Consider the following 14,130-nt stretch of genomic DNA (forward strand, 5'->3'; position numbering starts at 1 on the left):
TTAAAAATGAAGAAGCTGTCTCATAAATTGCTTTCATCCCTGTTAATCACCCTGTCTGCGGCCAGCTTTAACGCCTCCGCCGAAGGCACGCTGAAGGCGGTGACCGATGCCACCTTCCCGCCGCTGGAGTTCGTCAAGGATGGCGAGATGACGGGCTTTGATATCGACCTGATCAACGAGGTCGCCAAGCGACTGGATATGACGGTCGATCTGGTCCAGGTCGATTTCAAAGGCCTGATCCCGAGCCTGGTTTCCGGCCGTGCCGATATCGCCATCTCCGGTATCTATATCACTGAAGAGCGCGCCAAGGTGGTCGACTTCACCAACACCTATCTGGCGGGCGGCCTGGTGGTGCTGACCCAGCAGGGCAATGAAGCGATCAACTCACCGGAAGATCTGGCCGGCAAGTCTGTCAGTGTGCAGATCGGCACCAAATCGGTGGCTTACCTGAAGGAACATTACCCCGAGACCAAGCTGGTTGAAGTTGAGAAGAACCAGCAGATGTTTAACCTGGTTTCTATCGGTCGCGTCGATGCGGCGGTCACCGGTAAGCCCGCGGCCTTCACTTACGCCACTGAGCGCGGCGGCGTCAAAATCCTTCCGCAGCAGCTGACTACCGAAAACTACGGCATCGCGGTGCGTAAGGATGCTGGCGATCTGAAAGCGCAGATCGATCAGGCAATTGAAGCAATGAAGCAAGATGGCACTTACGACGAGCTGTACCAGAAGTGGTTCCCGGCAACCTGATCACGTTCTTCTGTTACGCAAAAGTTAAGGTGTTTTAAATGAGTCTCGAATTAGATTTTACTCCGGTCATCGAAGGGCTGCCCACGCTGCTGGACGGCACGATGATTACCATCGCGGTGACGGCCTGTTCACTGGCTATTTCACTGGTGGTCGGCAGTATCATTGGGGTAATCAGAAGCAATCGCGGCACGCTGCTGTGCTACATTTTTGACGGCTATGTCGCGGTTATTCGCGGTACTCCGCTGCTGGTGCAGCTGTTTATCTGGTATTACGGCCTTCCCCGTGTCGGCATCATGCTGCCGGCCTTTCTCTGCGGGGTGGTGGGGTTAAGTCTATATTCGAGCTCATACGTTTCTGAAATTGTTCGCGGGGCTATCCAGTCGATCGATAAGGGTCAGATGGAAGCTTCGCGCTCTCTCGGCATGAGCAAGCAGCAGGCGATGCGTAAAATCATCATGCCGCAGGCTTTTGTCAGAATGCTGCCGCCGCTGGGGAATGAAACCATTGCCCTGATTAAGAACTCGGCGCTGATCTCACTGATTACCATCCATGACGTGATGCATGCCGGTGCCAATATCATCAGCACCTCCTATCGCGACCTGGAAACCTACATATTTATCGCTTGTATCTACTTTGTCCTGACCAATACGGCGACCTTTATTCTCCGCAAAATTGAAAAACACAAGCTGAAGGCGGGAGCTATTTGATGTCCAAGATTGAACCGCATAACAGCGCCCTGAGCCTCAGCGGAATACAGAAGTATTACGACGACCATCATGTACTCAAAAGTGTCGATTTCTCGGTGAAGCCCGGTGAAGTGGTGGTTTTGATCGGTCCCAGTGGTTCTGGCAAGAGTACCTTGCTGCGCTGCTGTAACGGGCTTGAGATCGCACAGGAAGGCGATATCACTATCTTCGGTCAGCCCCTGGTGGCGGGCGGTAAACTGATTGAAGACCGCGAGCTCAATCGCCTGCGTGAAGACGTGGGTATGGTGTTCCAGTCGTTCAACCTGTTTCCCCATCTGAGCGTGTTGGAAAACGTCTGTGTTGCACCGCTGACCCTGAAGAAGGCGACCCGCCCCAAGGCCGAGAAGCTCGCCAAAGAGCTGCTGGCCAAGGTCGGTCTGTCGGACAAGATTGACGCGATGCCGGGCAACCTCTCCGGTGGTCAGAAGCAGCGCGTGGCCATCGCCCGTGCCCTGGCGATGACACCCTCGGTGCTGCTGTTTGATGAGCCCACCTCTGCGTTGGACCCAGAGCTGGTTGGCGAGGTGCTGCAGGTGATGAAAATGCTGGCGAAAGACGGCATGACCATGATCATCGTTACCCATGAGATGAACTTCGCCCGTGATGTGGCCGACCGTGTTGTCATGATGGACAACGGCACCATCCTCGAAGAGGGAACACCGGAGCAGATCTTCAAGTCGCCGACCCATGCCCGCACCCAGGAGTTTTTGCAGACGGTGTTTGCAGCATGATGAATAACGTTATGAATACGCTGGCGGTGAAGCAGCTTTTACTCGCCGAAGGCTGGGTTGAAAACCGGTTGATCGAATGGGACAGCGCCGGAAATATCAGTGCGCTTGGTCCTATTCCCGCAGGCTACGATGGTCCTGAAGCGGGCACCGTGGTGGCGGGTATGCCCAATATCCATTCGCACGCTTTTCAGCGGCTGTCGGCGGGGCTGACCGAGTACCGTTATGCCGAGGACGACAGTTTCTGGAGCTGGCGTCAGCTGATGTACGCCTTTGCCTCGAAAATAACCCCCGAACAGCTCGAAGAGATCGCCACGCACCTTTATCGCGAGATGCTCTGGGCCGGCTACACCTCGGTCTGCGAATTCAACTACCTGCACAACGATGAGTTCGGCCGGCCCTACATGGAGCCTGACAGCTTCTTTACCGCCCTGATCCGGGCGGCGAAACGGGCGGGCATCGGGCTGACACTCCTGCCCGTGTTCTACCAGCGCTCAGGCTTTGGCGCCGAAACCGTCAATGACGGTCAGCGCCGCTTCGCCACCACGCTGGACGAGTACATGCAGCTCTGGGCCTCGCTGCAGGCACGTGCCCAGACCGAGGGGATCGGCCTTGGTGTTGCGCCGCATTCACTGCGGGCGGTCAGCGAGTCCGATCTGCAGCAGTTGATCGCCCGGGTGAAGGCGATTTCTCCCGAGGCGCCGGTACATATCCATATCTCGGAGCAGATCCGTGAAGTGGAAGACTGCCTGGAAGCCACCGGCTGCCGGCCGTTCGAACTGCTGCAGCGCACCTGCGCGGTGGATCAGAGCTGGTGCCTGGTGCACGGCACTCATTTTGACAAGAACGAGCTGGCCGCTGTGGCCGAAATCCAGGCGGTTGTCGCTATCTGCCCGACCACCGAGGCGAACCTTGGCGACGGCATCTTCGACTGGCTGGAGTTTGCGAGTCATGGCGGTCGCTGGGGCATAGGTTCGGACAGCAATACGCTGATCGACTCCCGTGAAGAGTTGATGTTGCTGGAATACTCCCAGCGCCTGCTGCGCCGCAAGCGCAATATCGTTTGCGACAGCAAACAGGCCCATGTCGGTACTCACCTCTACCAGGAAGCGCTGAAAGGCGGCAGTCAGGTCAGTGGTATCAAGGTGGGTCGCATTGAGGAGGGTTATCGCGCCGATCTGCTGGAGCTCGATGGCGAACTCTTTGAGGGCCTCAGCAAGAGCGGCGACTTTATCCTCGGCAACCATATATTTGCCGACTCGCACAAAACCAGCATTGTCGGTGTCTGGTCGGCGGGCAAACGGGTGGCGAGCCCCGCGACCGAAGCACGGCCCAAACTGCCAAAGGCACTGCAGGCGCTACGTAATCAGTATCTGGAAAACTAAATGGAACAACAGTTGTATCAGCTTCACCGCGGTGAAGCGCCGCTCGTGGTCACCATGCCACATCTGGGTACCTACGTGCCCCAAGAGATCAGCCAGCATTTTACCGAGGATGCGCAGGCGCGTATCGATACTGACTGGCACCTGGACAGGCTCTATAACTTCGTCGAGGCGCTGGGCGCCACGGTGATTCGGGCCGAGGTGTCGCGTTACGTGGTCGATCTGAACCGGCCGCCGAGTAATGAAAGCCTCTATCCGGGGCAGGTGGTTACCTCGCTGTGTCCCACCGAAACCTTCGATGGCAAGCCGGTTTACCAGCCGGGCTATGATCTGACCGACGCAGAGATAGCACGGCGCAAAGAGCTTTACTGGCAGCCCTGGCACGACTGTGTGGCCGCAGAGCTAGAGCGTCTGAAAGCGAAGCATGAGCGCGTGGTGTTATGGGATGCCCACTCGATCCGTTCGCTGCTGCCGCTGCATTTTGAGGGACGTCTGCCCGATTTCAATATCGGCACCAACTCCGGCCGCAGCTGTGACAAGTCGATTGTTGAGCCGGTACTGGCTGCCGTGCGTGAAGCGGCGCCGCTGACTCACATCCTGAATGGCCGCTATAAAGGTGGCTATATCACACGTCACTATGGCGATCCGGACAACCGGGTTCATGCCGTGCAGATGGAGCTGGCCCAGGCCTGTTATATGACCGAGCTGTCGCCCGATCAGTGGGATGACGATAAGGCGGTGGCCGTGCGTCGCGTGCTGGAGCGTATTCTGCGCAGCTATGTGTAGTTAAAACACATGAGTTAAAACACGTGAGCTAAAACATGTGAGCTAAAACATGTCAGTCAAAACAGCTCTGTTAAAGAGCCGCTAACGTGCGTAGCGGCTCTTTAACCTGTTGCTTCATGCACAAGTCTGAGCCGTGTTCGGCACCAGTGCAGTGCAAAAAGGCGCGATCCAGGCTCCGATTCTTGTATCCCGCATCCAGCTTTTTGGAGCCGCCGCTTTATTTATTAAATAGTTAGCAAAAGCTGGAACAGGGTTTGCTGTCTATTTTCTGAACAAGACAATCAGTTCAGGCAAAGAAGCCTTCGGAAGATCACCGGCGCAGAGCGCGGAAGATCTCCCGAAGGCTTTTTTTATTCCAGAGAGGGAGCTTTATGCGCAGCTTAACCTATCCGGCGTTTCTACTGCTGCATCAGCTAGGCATCAAGGGTGTGTCCTGGTTGCTGGCGCTTTGCGCCTTGGTAGGGCTGGGGAGTAATCATCTGGCACAGCAGCCGGCTACCGCGTCGCTGTTCTTCGGCGTTGCAGCCTATCTTGGGCTGGCGCTGCTCTGGCGCGTCTCGTATGAGCTTGGAGCGCTGCTGCGGCACTACGAAAACAGCGATGTTGAGGCGTACCAGGCGCAGTCGACACTGGCCGACTGCCAGCTGCTGCAGCCCCTGGGCCAGTGTTTCCAGCAGCGGCTCATCCAGGCGCGACGGGCACAGGAGGGGCTGCAGCAGCGTCTCGATGAGATTTCACACTCCTCCCATGAACTTGAGCAGAGCGCCGTCCGGGTGACTCTGAGTGCCGAGCGCCAGACCGATGCCGCCGGCACCGCCTCCGCTGCGGTAGAGGAGCTGAACCTGGGGCTGCATGAAGTGGCCGAGCTGGCGGATAGTTCCCGCGTTGGCAGCGCAGAGGCGGGCCAGCAGCTGGCGCAGGGCGTCGAAGAGCTCAACGCGCTGGGTGAGTGCATCGCTGCCATGGCGGAGCAGGCCGCGATCACCAATCGACTGATGCAGCAACTGAGGGAGAACTCCAGAAGCATCAACGCCATGTCGGCGGTGATTGGCGATATCGCCGATCAGACCAATCTGCTGGCGCTCAATGCAGCCATCGAGGCGGCCAGGGCCGGCGATAGCGGTCGCGGCTTTTCGGTCGTCGCGGATGAAGTACGCCAACTGGCCACCCATTGCCAGGCGTCCGCCTCGGGGATCGCCACCAATATCGACAATGTGCAGAAACACATCGAAGAGGTGGAGCGGCAGATGGCCGGACTATCCACCCTGGCGCAGCAGAGTGTAGCGGGTTCGATGGATGTCAGAACGCTGCTGCAGCGGGTCCAGGAGCGAACTGCAGAGCTGACCCGTCGCGTGATCCAGGTCGCAGAGAGCACGGAACAGCAGAGTCAGGCGGTGGCGGAGATCGCAGCCCTGACAGAACAGGTCTCCAGCGGTAACTCGGAAAATCTGAGCGCCGCCGGTCAAGCGCGCAGCATAGCGCACCATCTTGCAAAGCTAACGGAGTCTTAATCATGAACTTCTCAGAGTTGGGGTTGGGTATTGAACTGGCGGCGCTTACATTGGCAGGAGTTAGCATTCTGATGCTGGTGCTGCATCGGTGTCTTGTGGTGCGTAGGCGACGCCTGCTGCATGGCAATATCGAGCAGCTTCAGGTGCTGCGTGGGCTACTGGCCGATCTGCAGTGCCACCGGGGGTTGAGCACCGGCCTGTTATCCGGTGACAAGCGTCTGCGCCAGGATGTGACCAGCACCTGTGACAGGCTGGATCGCAGCATCCGTTACGCGCAGACGCTCGATGGCTCCCACGCCGAGCGCTGGCAGTCGATTACGCGGCAATGGCAGGCGGTGCGTAACGTTCATGGGCGGGATCTGGCAGTTAACCTGATGGCGCACAACAAGATCATCGGCGATACGATATTCCTGATCGAGGATATCTACGCCGAACGAGATCTCTGCGCCGACAGTGCCGAACTTGGCTACCTGGTCTGTATCTGGCGCGAGGTGGTGCAGACTGCAGAGTGGAGCGGCCAGGCTCGTGCGCTGGGAACGGGAATAGCCGCAACCCGCAGCAGCAGTGTCGACCAGCGTGTGCGTCTGCGCTTTTTGCACCAGAAGATCGGCGAGCTCTCGGATCTGGCCTTTGAGCATCTGGAACAGGGCTTCGCGGATACCCACAAACTCAGCGCCTGTCGTGAAGCGGTAAAGGGGTTTCTCGCCAGCCTGGAGAGCGAGCTGTTGAGCACGGATCGGCCCAGCATCGAGGCCAAGCAATACTTCGATCAGGCCACCGGCGCCATCAATCAACTCTTCGGCTTGGTGGATTGCGCACTGCTGGACCTGAAGCGGATTCACGGCGCCTGATTGTCTTCCCGTCATCTTATTATCAGGGGCTCAGATGCTGAGCCCCGGTTCAAGCCTCTCCCATTTCGCCCTGCTTGCTTGTCCCGCTGTTTAAATTGTTTTGAAACATAAACTTAGCTTTTCTGTCATCTGTGCGTTGCCGCACTGTCATCAAGCGTCCCGATAATTTCGTTCGAAGCTAAATCGCACTGCTGAGCAGTAGTAATAAGGTTCGAACGAAACTCAATGAGCTTATCTGATCGACAAAACCGCATCCTGGCGTTTCTTAACCAGGCGGGCGGCAACCTGACCAGCACCGAGCTGACCGATGCTTTCGATGTATCGGTGCAGACGATCCGCAAGGACCTTAACGAGCTGAGTAACCAGGGACTGGTGCAGCGGGTTCACGGCGGTATCACGCTGCCACGGCAGAACCGCAACCTCTCGTTCAGCAATCGTCAGGTGATCAACCTGGATGCCAAGCGCTCCATCGCCCAGGCGGTGGCCGATCGCCTGCCGGAAGGGGCGTCGGTGTTTCTTGGCATCGGCACCACGCCGCAGCAGGTGGCGCAGGCGCTGCTGGGTCATCCCGGTCTGCAGGTGGTGACCAATAACCTCAATGTGGCGCTAACCCTGTGCCGCAACCCCAATATCGAAACCCTGATCGCCGGTGGCCGTATCCGCCCCGCGGATCAGGACGTGATGGGGGAGGACACCACCCGTTTTCTGCGCCGTTTCCAGGTCAACTTCGGCATTTTCGGCATCGGTGGCCTGTCGGAAAGCGGCGAACTGATGGATTTCTCATTGGAAGAGTCCCACCTGTCGCGGGCGATTCTCGATTGCAGCGATCAGCGCGTGCTGGTGGCTGACAGCAGCAAATATCTGCGCAGTGCCCCCATCCGTACCGGCCTTCTCGATGAGGTGGATCTGTTCGTGACCGATCACTTGCCGGAACCCGTGGAGGCGCTGCTGCGTGACAAGCACACGGAGGTGATCTGTACCTCCGGCAATGAAACAGGAGAGAGCGCATGAGCCAGTTGCAGGTTCAGGGGCTTTGCAAGGCCTGGGGCGAATCCCGGGTAGTCAGTGAGCTTAACTTTTCCATCGAACCGGGCGAGTTCGTAGCGCTGCTGGGGCCGTCCGGTTGCGGCAAATCCACTACGCTGAAAATGATCGCCGGGCTCGAAGAGCCAACCTCCGGGGTTATCAGTCTTAACGACAGGGACATTACGCATCTGGCGCCGGGCAAACGCGGGCTGGCGATGGTGTTTCAGTCCTATGCGTTGTTCCCACACCTGAGCGTGGCCGAGAACATTCTGTTTGGTCTCAAGGCACGCCGCGTGGCGGCCGATGAGTGCCAGCGCCGCCTGAAGCAGGTGGCAGAGCTGGTGGATCTGGGTGCGCACCTGAACAAAAAGCCGGGGCAGTTATCCGGCGGTCAGTGTCAGCGCGTGGCGCTGGCGCGGGCGATCGTAGCGCAAGCGCCGCTCTGCCTGATGGATGAGCCGCTCTCGAATCTCGATGCCAAACTGCGCAACGAGATGCGTGCCGAGCTGCGCGCATTGCAGCAGCGCCTGGGTATGACCGTGCTCTACGTGACCCACGACCAGGTCGAGGCGATGAGCATGGCGGATCGTATCCTGCTCCTCAACAAGGGCGAACTGGCCCAGGAAGGCACACCCGAAGCGCTGTATAACCGGCCCGAAAATACTTTTGTGGCGCGCTTTATCGGTAACCCGCCGATGAACCTGATCGAGCAGGGCGGTAGTCTGCTCGGCGTGCGCCCGGAACATATCTATACCGCTGAGCAGGGCCTCGGTGCCCAGGTGACCGGCTGTGATTACCACGGCGCCGATACCATTATCGATGTGCAGCTGCCGGTGTTCGGCAACCAGGTCGTCAAGCTGCGCAAGCCCGGTCATCAGGTTTTACCTGTTGGTATGGAGCTGAAGCTTGGCTGGCCGTCTGAACACGAGCACCGCTTCGACAAGGCGAGCGGGCAGCGTCTCGATTCCTCTTTAGCGTCACCCTCAACCAAACCATCAAGCTCTTCTTTAAATAACCCCTCCAAAACGGAGTCTTCCCATGTTGGATAAAGGCAAGCTGCATAAAGGCAAACGACTGCTGGCTATCGCTGTTACTTCACTGGCGGCTACTGCGGCCCAGGCCCAGACCGAACTGACCATGTACTACCCGGTATCTGTGGGCGGCCCACTGACCCAGGTGGTGGATGGCATGATCGAGCAGTTTGAACAGCAGAACCCGGATATCGACGTCAACGCCATCTACGCCGGCAACTACAACGATGCCCGCATGAAAGCGCTGGCGGCGCTGAAGAGCGGTGAACCGGCGCAGCTGTCGGTGATGTTCTCCATCGACGTGCATGAGCTGAAAGACCTGGATGCCATCGTTTCCTTCGACGATGTGGTGGAGACCGATGAGGAGCGCCAGTGGCTGGACAGCTTCTACCCGGCGCTGATGGAGAACGGCAAGGTTGATGGCACCACCTGGGGTATCCCGTTCCAGCGCTCCACCATCGTCATGTACTACAACAAGGATATGTTCCGCGAAGCTGGGCTGGACCCGGAACACCCGCCGCAGAACTGGGACGAACTGGCCGAGATGGGCCAGAAACTGGTGAAGAAAGACGCCGACGGCAATGTGGAGCGCTGGGGCGCCATGATTCCGTCCACCGGTTATCCGTACTGGATGTTCGGCGCGCTGGCCAAGCAGAACGGCGCCGACCTGATGAACAGCGCCGGTAACGAGACCTACTTCAACAAGCCGGAAATGGTCGAAGCGCTGCAGTACTGGAAAGACCTGGGCAGCAAATACAACGTGATGCCGGAAGGCACCATCGAGTGGGGCACCCTGCGTCAGAACTTCCTGGAAGGCAAAACCGCCATGATGTGGCACTCCACCGGCAACCTGACCGCCGTTAAGAACGCCGCCGATTTCGACTTCGGTGTCGCTTTCCTGCCGGCCCACAAAAACTTCGGTTCACCCACCGGTGGCGGCAACTTCTACCTGTTCAAGGATGCCACCCCGGATGAGCGTCGCGCGGCGCTGAAACTGGTGCGCTTTATGACCTCACCGGAGCAGGCGGCTCTGTGGAGCAAGGACACCGGTTACATGGGCGTGAGCCCTGCGGCCTATGAAACCGACATTCTCAAGCAGTACGTGGCCGAGTTCCCGCCGGCAGCGGTGGCCCGCGACCAGCTGGAGTACGCCACTGCAGAGCTGTCGACTCACCAGTCCGGCCGTGTCCGCAAACTGCTGGATGATGCGATCCAGTCAGTACTGAACGGTCAGGCCGAGCCGCAGGAAGCGCTGGATTCTGCCCAGAACCAGGCGAAACGCATCCTGTCCCGCTACTGATCTGAAACCGGGCCGTGGCACCTCGCACGTATGAAGAGCAGGTGCCACGGCTTTGCATTACGGCTCCGGTATTAGGGGCCTGGCCGATCCATTTCAAGGCAATAGAGATGAAACGACTGTCATGGCTGCACGCCTGGCTGATGCTGCTTCCTGCGCTGGCCATGCTGATGGCATTCACCCATATCCCTGCGTTGACCACCATCTGGCATTCGCTGTTTTACCCGGCACGGGGGAGCGAACCGGAGGAGTTCGCCGGGCTCGATAACTACCGCATGATGCTGGATGACGATGTTTTCTGGCAGGCGCTGAACAATAACCTCTGGTATGCGCTAGTGACCGTGCCGGCCTCCATGGTGCTGGCGCTGGCGATGGCGCTCTGGGTGAACGGCAAGATCCGTGGACGCAGTGCGCTGCGCCTGGCGTACTTTACGCCGACCATGCTGCCGATGATCGCCGTGGCGAATATCTGGCTGTTTTTTTACAGCCCCGAGATCGGCCTGTTTAACAAGGTGCTGGGGTGGTTTGGCGTCGCCGGGATCAACTGGCTGGGCGATACCGACTGGGCTTTGCCAAGCCTGATGCTGATGACCATCTGGAAAGAGGCGGGCTTCTTTATGATCTTCTATCTGGCGGCCCTGCAGGCGCTGGATCGTGATATCTACGATGCCGCCGCGCTGGAAGGCGCCAGCCGCTGGTATCGCTTTCGCCGCCTGACGCTGCCGCTGCTGATGCCGACCACGTTGTTTGTGCTGGTCAACGCGGTGCTCAACGCGTTCAAGCTGGTGGACCACCTGTTCATCTTGACCAAAGGCGGCCCCAATAACGCCAGCAACCTGCTGCTCTATTACATCTACGAAAATGCGTTCAGCTTCTTCGACGCCAACTACGCCGCCACGCTGACCGTGGTGCTGCTGGCGATGCTGATCCTGCTGGCGCTGCTGCAGTTCGGCGTGCTCGAACGCCGTATCCACTATCGTTAAGGGCGAACAGATCATGGCTCGCTTTACTCATGCTTTATCGACTTCCGCTGCCTGGCTGCTCGGGCTGCTCTGGATTCTGCCGCTGCTCTACGCCTTCTGGGCCTCGACCCATCCGGCGGAATACGCTACCCGGTTCGACTTGTTTGCACCGCTGACCGGGGAGCACTTTGTTACCGCCTGGAACCAGGCGCCGTTTATGCGTTACATGCTCAACACGGTGATCATCACCGGGCTGATCCTCACCTTTCAGCTGATCCTCTGCACCCTGGCCGGCTATGCGCTGGCGCGGATGCCGTTTCGCGGTCGCGGGCTGGTGTTCGCCTTGGTACTGCTGCAACTGATGGTGATGCCGGAGATCCTGATCGTTGAGAACTACCGCACCCTGTCGATGATCGACCTGATCGATACCCATATCGGTGTGGGCCTGCCGTACATGGCCAGCGCCTTCGGTATCTTTCTGCTGCGCCAGACCTTCAAAACCGTGCCCCAGGAGCTGGAAGACGTCGCCCGTCTTGAGGGCTGCTCCCGCCTGGGCGTGCTCTGGAAGGTCTACGTGCCGCTGGCCAAGCCGACTTATCTTGCCTACGGCCTGGTGTCGATCAGCCACCACTGGAACAACTTCCTCTGGCCGCTGGTGGTGACCAACACAGAGAGCAGCCGACCCCTGACCGTGGGTATGGCGATCTTCGGTGCGCCGGAATCCGGAGTGGACTGGCCGGTGATCTGTGCCGGCACGTTGATCGCCATCGGCCCGCTGTTGGCGATCTTCCTGCTGTTCCAGCGCCGCTTTGTGCAGTCGTTCATGTATGCGGGGCTAAAATGATGACTCAGCCCATACGGATACTCAGCTGGAATATCCAGAGCGGTCGCGGCTGCGATGGTCTGATCGATATCCAGCGCACTATTAATTTTCTAAAAAAGGATTTTTTAAAACAGGATTGCCTGAAAAAACAGGCTGAGCTGGATGTTATCTGTCTGCAGGAGGTCGCGCGCTATTTCCCCGAGTACACGGCAGCGGGCCAGCGGGATCAGTTGCAGGCGCTGATCGAGGCCTTTCCCGATCACACCCCGGTCTGGGGTGCTGCGCTAAGCTGGCCGGGAGAGAGCCCGGATTGCCGTCGCGAGTTCGGCAACCTGACGCTGACCCGTCTGCCGCTGCTCGATTCGCGGGTGCACGTGCTGCCGGGCATTGCCCCAGACTCTGTAGGCGATGAGCTGCGCACGCCGCGCTGCGCCGTGGAAACACTGCTTGAATGCGGCGGCGCGCCTTTGCGTATTCTGAATACGCACCTGGCGTTTCACGATGGCGCCGAGCGCATGGGGCAGCTTGATTATCTCAATCGAATTCAGCTTGCAGCTAGCGCTGAAGCGCTCCGGCAGAGCGGCAGGGGCGCCGGTATTTTTGCAGCTCCCTTTACCACCGCACGCACGCTGATCTGCGGCGATCTCAACCTGGATTCCCGCTCCGATCATTACGGCTGGATCAGCGAACAGGGCTGGCGCGATGCCTGGCGCAGCTTGAGCCCTGAGTCTGACCATGCGCCCACCTGTGGCATTTTCGACAGCGCGCAATGGCCCGAAGGTCCGCACTGCCGCGATTACTTCTGGCTGCAGCAGATCGATGCACTCGATCTTCATGTTGATACCGCCACCGATCTTTCCGATCACCAGCCTTTGCTACTGACTCTGGAACCCTGATATGCCCGTAAACCGTTCAACCCTGCCAAGCCCCTTGCCGGCGCAGCTGGAGCATTCCGTGCGCTACCTGTTTACCGATGTGGACGACACCCTGACCTGGGAAGGGCGTTTGCCTGGCGCCACGTTTACTGCTCTGGAACAACTGCACAAGGCGGGCGTTCAGGTGATTCCTGTTACCGGCGCCTGCGCCGGCTGGTGCGACTGTATTGTCAGAACCTGGCCCGTGGCGGCGGTCATCGGTGAGAACGGCGCCTTCTGGATGCAAAAGGACAGCAACGGCCATGTGCAGCGCCGCTATATGCAGTCGCTGGAGGAGCGTACAGCCAACAGGGCGCGCCTGCTGGAGGTGCAGAAGGAACTGCTCGCTGAGCTCGGTTTTGCACGTATGACCGTTGATCAGACCTACCGCGAAACCGATATCGCCTTCGATGTGGGGCAGGAGCAGAACCTGACATCACAGCAGCGTCATCTGTTATTGGACCTGCTGCATCTGTCCGGTGTTCAGGCGCGGCTGAGCTCCATCCATATCAACGCCTGGCTCGGCGATTACGACAAGGCCAGTAGCGCGATGGCCTGGCTGGAGCAGGAGTCTATTCAACAGCGACGAGTGATAGCCGATCAGGAGGTGGCGTTTATCGGTGATTCAGGTAACGACGTGGCGATGTTCGAACAGTTCAGCAACACTGTGGGGGTAGCCAACATCCAACCGTTTCTGGAAAGCCTGAGCCACAAACCCAGGTTTATCACCAGCGCGAACGGTGGCTTTGGCTTTGTGGAGCTGGCTGAGCGAATCCTGGCGAGAGCCGGCTCGTTCGATGCGGGCGCCGCCTGAAACAGCAACCGTCAGGGCGGGGTGAGTGCTAATCTGATGACACCGAATCCCTGTCCCATACGAGATTGTTCCTGGATCGGTCAAAGTACGGAGCAAATACCGAAAGCGCGGCGAAGCTTTGTCCCTCTCTCAGTATCGGGCCGTGCAGCGTACCCTGGGGGATAAAGACCAGATCTCCGCGATGAACTTCTGTTACTTCATCGCCCACTTTGAAATCCACGTCGCCGTCGATAATGACCAGTACTTCGTCATGCTGATTCTGGGTGTGAAGTGCATTGCCGCTGTCGCGCACGATGCCCACGTTGGCGGTCAAATGCTTGCCATCGAACACAAAGGTTCGCTTGATCGGATCGCTCCTGGTCGATTCATCGGTATCGAGTGACCGAACGATCTGGTCGAGGTTTTTAAAGTATTTCACTTTAACCTCCTTGATCTATTGCGCAGCGAAGAATGGGAGGTGAGTCAGGGCGAAGTTGCAAAGCGATGCCCGGTTCATCACCCCATCTGTGGCT

The 14,130-nt window shown here is 58.5% G+C and carries 15 protein-coding genes; 14 read left to right on the plus strand and 1 reads right to left on the minus strand.

Translation table 11 applies throughout. The annotated features are described in order from the left end of the window. Window positions 1–6: 6 nt before the first annotated feature. From C4S72_RS00870 to C4S72_RS00935, 14 genes are all read left to right on the plus strand, one after another. A complete protein-coding gene (locus C4S72_RS00870; RefSeq protein WP_104001202.1) occupies window positions 7–747 on the plus strand; it encodes a transporter substrate-binding domain-containing protein in 741 nt (246 codons plus the stop codon). A 38-nt stretch (window positions 748–785) separates the two neighbouring features. Further along, on the plus strand, window positions 786–1,454 hold the full coding sequence (locus tag C4S72_RS00875; RefSeq protein WP_104001203.1) for an amino acid ABC transporter permease: 669 nt from the start codon (window positions 786–788) through the stop codon (window positions 1,452–1,454). After that, window positions 1,454–2,224: an amino acid ABC transporter ATP-binding protein gene (locus C4S72_RS00880; RefSeq protein ID WP_104001204.1), complete on the plus strand. Its 771-nt coding sequence runs from the start codon at window positions 1,454–1,456 to the stop codon at window positions 2,222–2,224. Before C4S72_RS00875 ends, C4S72_RS00880 begins: the two co-directional genes overlap by 1 nt. Next, window positions 2,221–3,606: a formimidoylglutamate deiminase gene (locus C4S72_RS00885; RefSeq protein ID WP_104001205.1), complete on the plus strand. Its 1,386-nt coding sequence runs from the start codon at window positions 2,221–2,223 to the stop codon at window positions 3,604–3,606. The genes C4S72_RS00880 and C4S72_RS00885 overlap by 4 nt, the downstream gene beginning before the upstream one ends. Beyond that, window positions 3,607–4,389, plus strand: coding sequence for an N-formylglutamate deformylase (gene hutG / locus C4S72_RS00890; RefSeq protein ID WP_104001206.1), 783 nt, complete (start codon window positions 3,607–3,609; stop codon window positions 4,387–4,389). Between the two features lie 371 nt (window positions 4,390–4,760). Beyond that, window positions 4,761–5,900, plus strand: coding sequence for a methyl-accepting chemotaxis protein (locus tag C4S72_RS00895; protein ID WP_104001207.1), 1,140 nt, complete (start codon window positions 4,761–4,763; stop codon window positions 5,898–5,900). Between the two features lie 2 nt (window positions 5,901–5,902). Then, window positions 5,903–6,751 (plus strand): nitrate- and nitrite sensing domain-containing protein, encoded by an 849-nt coding sequence (locus C4S72_RS00900; protein WP_104001208.1) that lies wholly within the window; start codon window positions 5,903–5,905, stop codon window positions 6,749–6,751. Window positions 6,752–6,976: 225 nt separating this feature from the next. Then, entirely contained in the window at window positions 6,977–7,762 is a 786-nt protein-coding gene (locus C4S72_RS00905) for a DeoR/GlpR family DNA-binding transcription regulator (RefSeq protein ID WP_104001209.1), read from the plus strand. Then, window positions 7,759–8,826 (plus strand): ABC transporter ATP-binding protein, encoded by a 1,068-nt coding sequence (locus C4S72_RS00910; RefSeq protein WP_104001210.1) that lies wholly within the window; start codon window positions 7,759–7,761, stop codon window positions 8,824–8,826. Before C4S72_RS00905 ends, C4S72_RS00910 begins: the two co-directional genes overlap by 4 nt. Then, entirely contained in the window at window positions 8,816–10,108 is a 1,293-nt protein-coding gene (locus tag C4S72_RS00915; RefSeq protein ID WP_104001211.1) for an ABC transporter substrate-binding protein, read from the plus strand. The genes C4S72_RS00910 and C4S72_RS00915 overlap by 11 nt, the downstream gene beginning before the upstream one ends. A gap of 107 nt (window positions 10,109–10,215) precedes the next feature. Beyond that, complete coding sequence (locus tag C4S72_RS00920) at window positions 10,216–11,088, plus strand: carbohydrate ABC transporter permease (RefSeq protein WP_104001212.1); 873 nt, start codon at window positions 10,216–10,218, stop codon at window positions 11,086–11,088. A gap of 13 nt (window positions 11,089–11,101) precedes the next feature. Continuing rightward, the gene (locus C4S72_RS00925) at window positions 11,102–11,911 is read left to right on the plus strand and encodes a carbohydrate ABC transporter permease (RefSeq protein WP_104001213.1); all 810 of its coding nucleotides are present in this window, start codon (window positions 11,102–11,104) and stop codon (window positions 11,909–11,911) included. After that, window positions 11,908–12,786 carry an endonuclease/exonuclease/phosphatase family protein gene (locus C4S72_RS00930; protein ID WP_104001214.1) on the plus strand — a complete coding sequence of 293 codons (879 nt, stop codon included), beginning with the start codon at window positions 11,908–11,910 and terminating at the stop codon, window positions 12,784–12,786. The genes C4S72_RS00925 and C4S72_RS00930 overlap by 4 nt, the downstream gene beginning before the upstream one ends. Window position 12,787: 1 nt before the next feature. Continuing rightward, window positions 12,788–13,618, plus strand: coding sequence for an HAD-IIB family hydrolase (locus C4S72_RS00935; protein WP_104001215.1), 831 nt, complete (start codon window positions 12,788–12,790; stop codon window positions 13,616–13,618). A gap of 28 nt (window positions 13,619–13,646) precedes the next feature. Here C4S72_RS00935 and C4S72_RS00940 read toward each other — a convergent pair whose 3' ends face one another. Continuing rightward, window positions 13,647–14,036, minus strand: a complete 390-nt coding sequence (locus tag C4S72_RS00940; RefSeq protein WP_104001216.1) for a cupin domain-containing protein — start codon at window positions 14,034–14,036, stop codon at window positions 13,647–13,649. Between the last annotated feature and the right edge of the window lie 94 nt (window positions 14,037–14,130).

It is taken from the genome of Marinobacterium lutimaris, from assembly GCF_900108065.1.
Lineage (GTDB): Bacteria > Pseudomonadota > Gammaproteobacteria > Pseudomonadales > Balneatricaceae > Marinobacterium_D > Marinobacterium_D lutimaris.

Bases quoted from the DNA above. Each gene is read 5' to 3' on its own strand.
- C4S72_RS00870 (WP_104001202.1), top strand. From the start codon at position 7: ATGAAGAAGCTGTCTCATAAATTGCTTTCATCCCTGTTAATCACCCTG.
- C4S72_RS00875 (WP_104001203.1), top strand. From the start codon at position 786: ATGAGTCTCGAATTAGATTTTACTCCGGTCATCGAAGGGCTGCCCACG.
- C4S72_RS00880 (WP_104001204.1), top strand. From the start codon at position 1,454: ATGTCCAAGATTGAACCGCATAACAGCGCCCTGAGCCTCAGCGGAATA.
- C4S72_RS00885 (WP_104001205.1), top strand. From the start codon at position 2,221: ATGATGAATAACGTTATGAATACGCTGGCGGTGAAGCAGCTTTTACTC.
- hutG (WP_104001206.1), top strand. From the start codon at position 3,607: ATGGAACAACAGTTGTATCAGCTTCACCGCGGTGAAGCGCCGCTCGTG.
- C4S72_RS00895 (WP_104001207.1), top strand. From the start codon at position 4,761: ATGCGCAGCTTAACCTATCCGGCGTTTCTACTGCTGCATCAGCTAGGC.
- C4S72_RS00900 (WP_104001208.1), top strand. From the start codon at position 5,903: ATGAACTTCTCAGAGTTGGGGTTGGGTATTGAACTGGCGGCGCTTACA.
- C4S72_RS00905 (WP_104001209.1), top strand. From the start codon at position 6,977: ATGAGCTTATCTGATCGACAAAACCGCATCCTGGCGTTTCTTAACCAG.
- C4S72_RS00910 (WP_104001210.1), top strand. From the start codon at position 7,759: ATGAGCCAGTTGCAGGTTCAGGGGCTTTGCAAGGCCTGGGGCGAATCC.
- C4S72_RS00915 (WP_104001211.1), top strand. From the start codon at position 8,816: ATGTTGGATAAAGGCAAGCTGCATAAAGGCAAACGACTGCTGGCTATC.
- C4S72_RS00920 (WP_104001212.1), top strand. From the start codon at position 10,216: ATGAAACGACTGTCATGGCTGCACGCCTGGCTGATGCTGCTTCCTGCG.
- C4S72_RS00925 (WP_104001213.1), top strand. From the start codon at position 11,102: ATGGCTCGCTTTACTCATGCTTTATCGACTTCCGCTGCCTGGCTGCTC.
- C4S72_RS00930 (WP_104001214.1), top strand. From the start codon at position 11,908: ATGATGACTCAGCCCATACGGATACTCAGCTGGAATATCCAGAGCGGT.
- C4S72_RS00935 (WP_104001215.1), top strand. From the start codon at position 12,788: ATGCCCGTAAACCGTTCAACCCTGCCAAGCCCCTTGCCGGCGCAGCTG.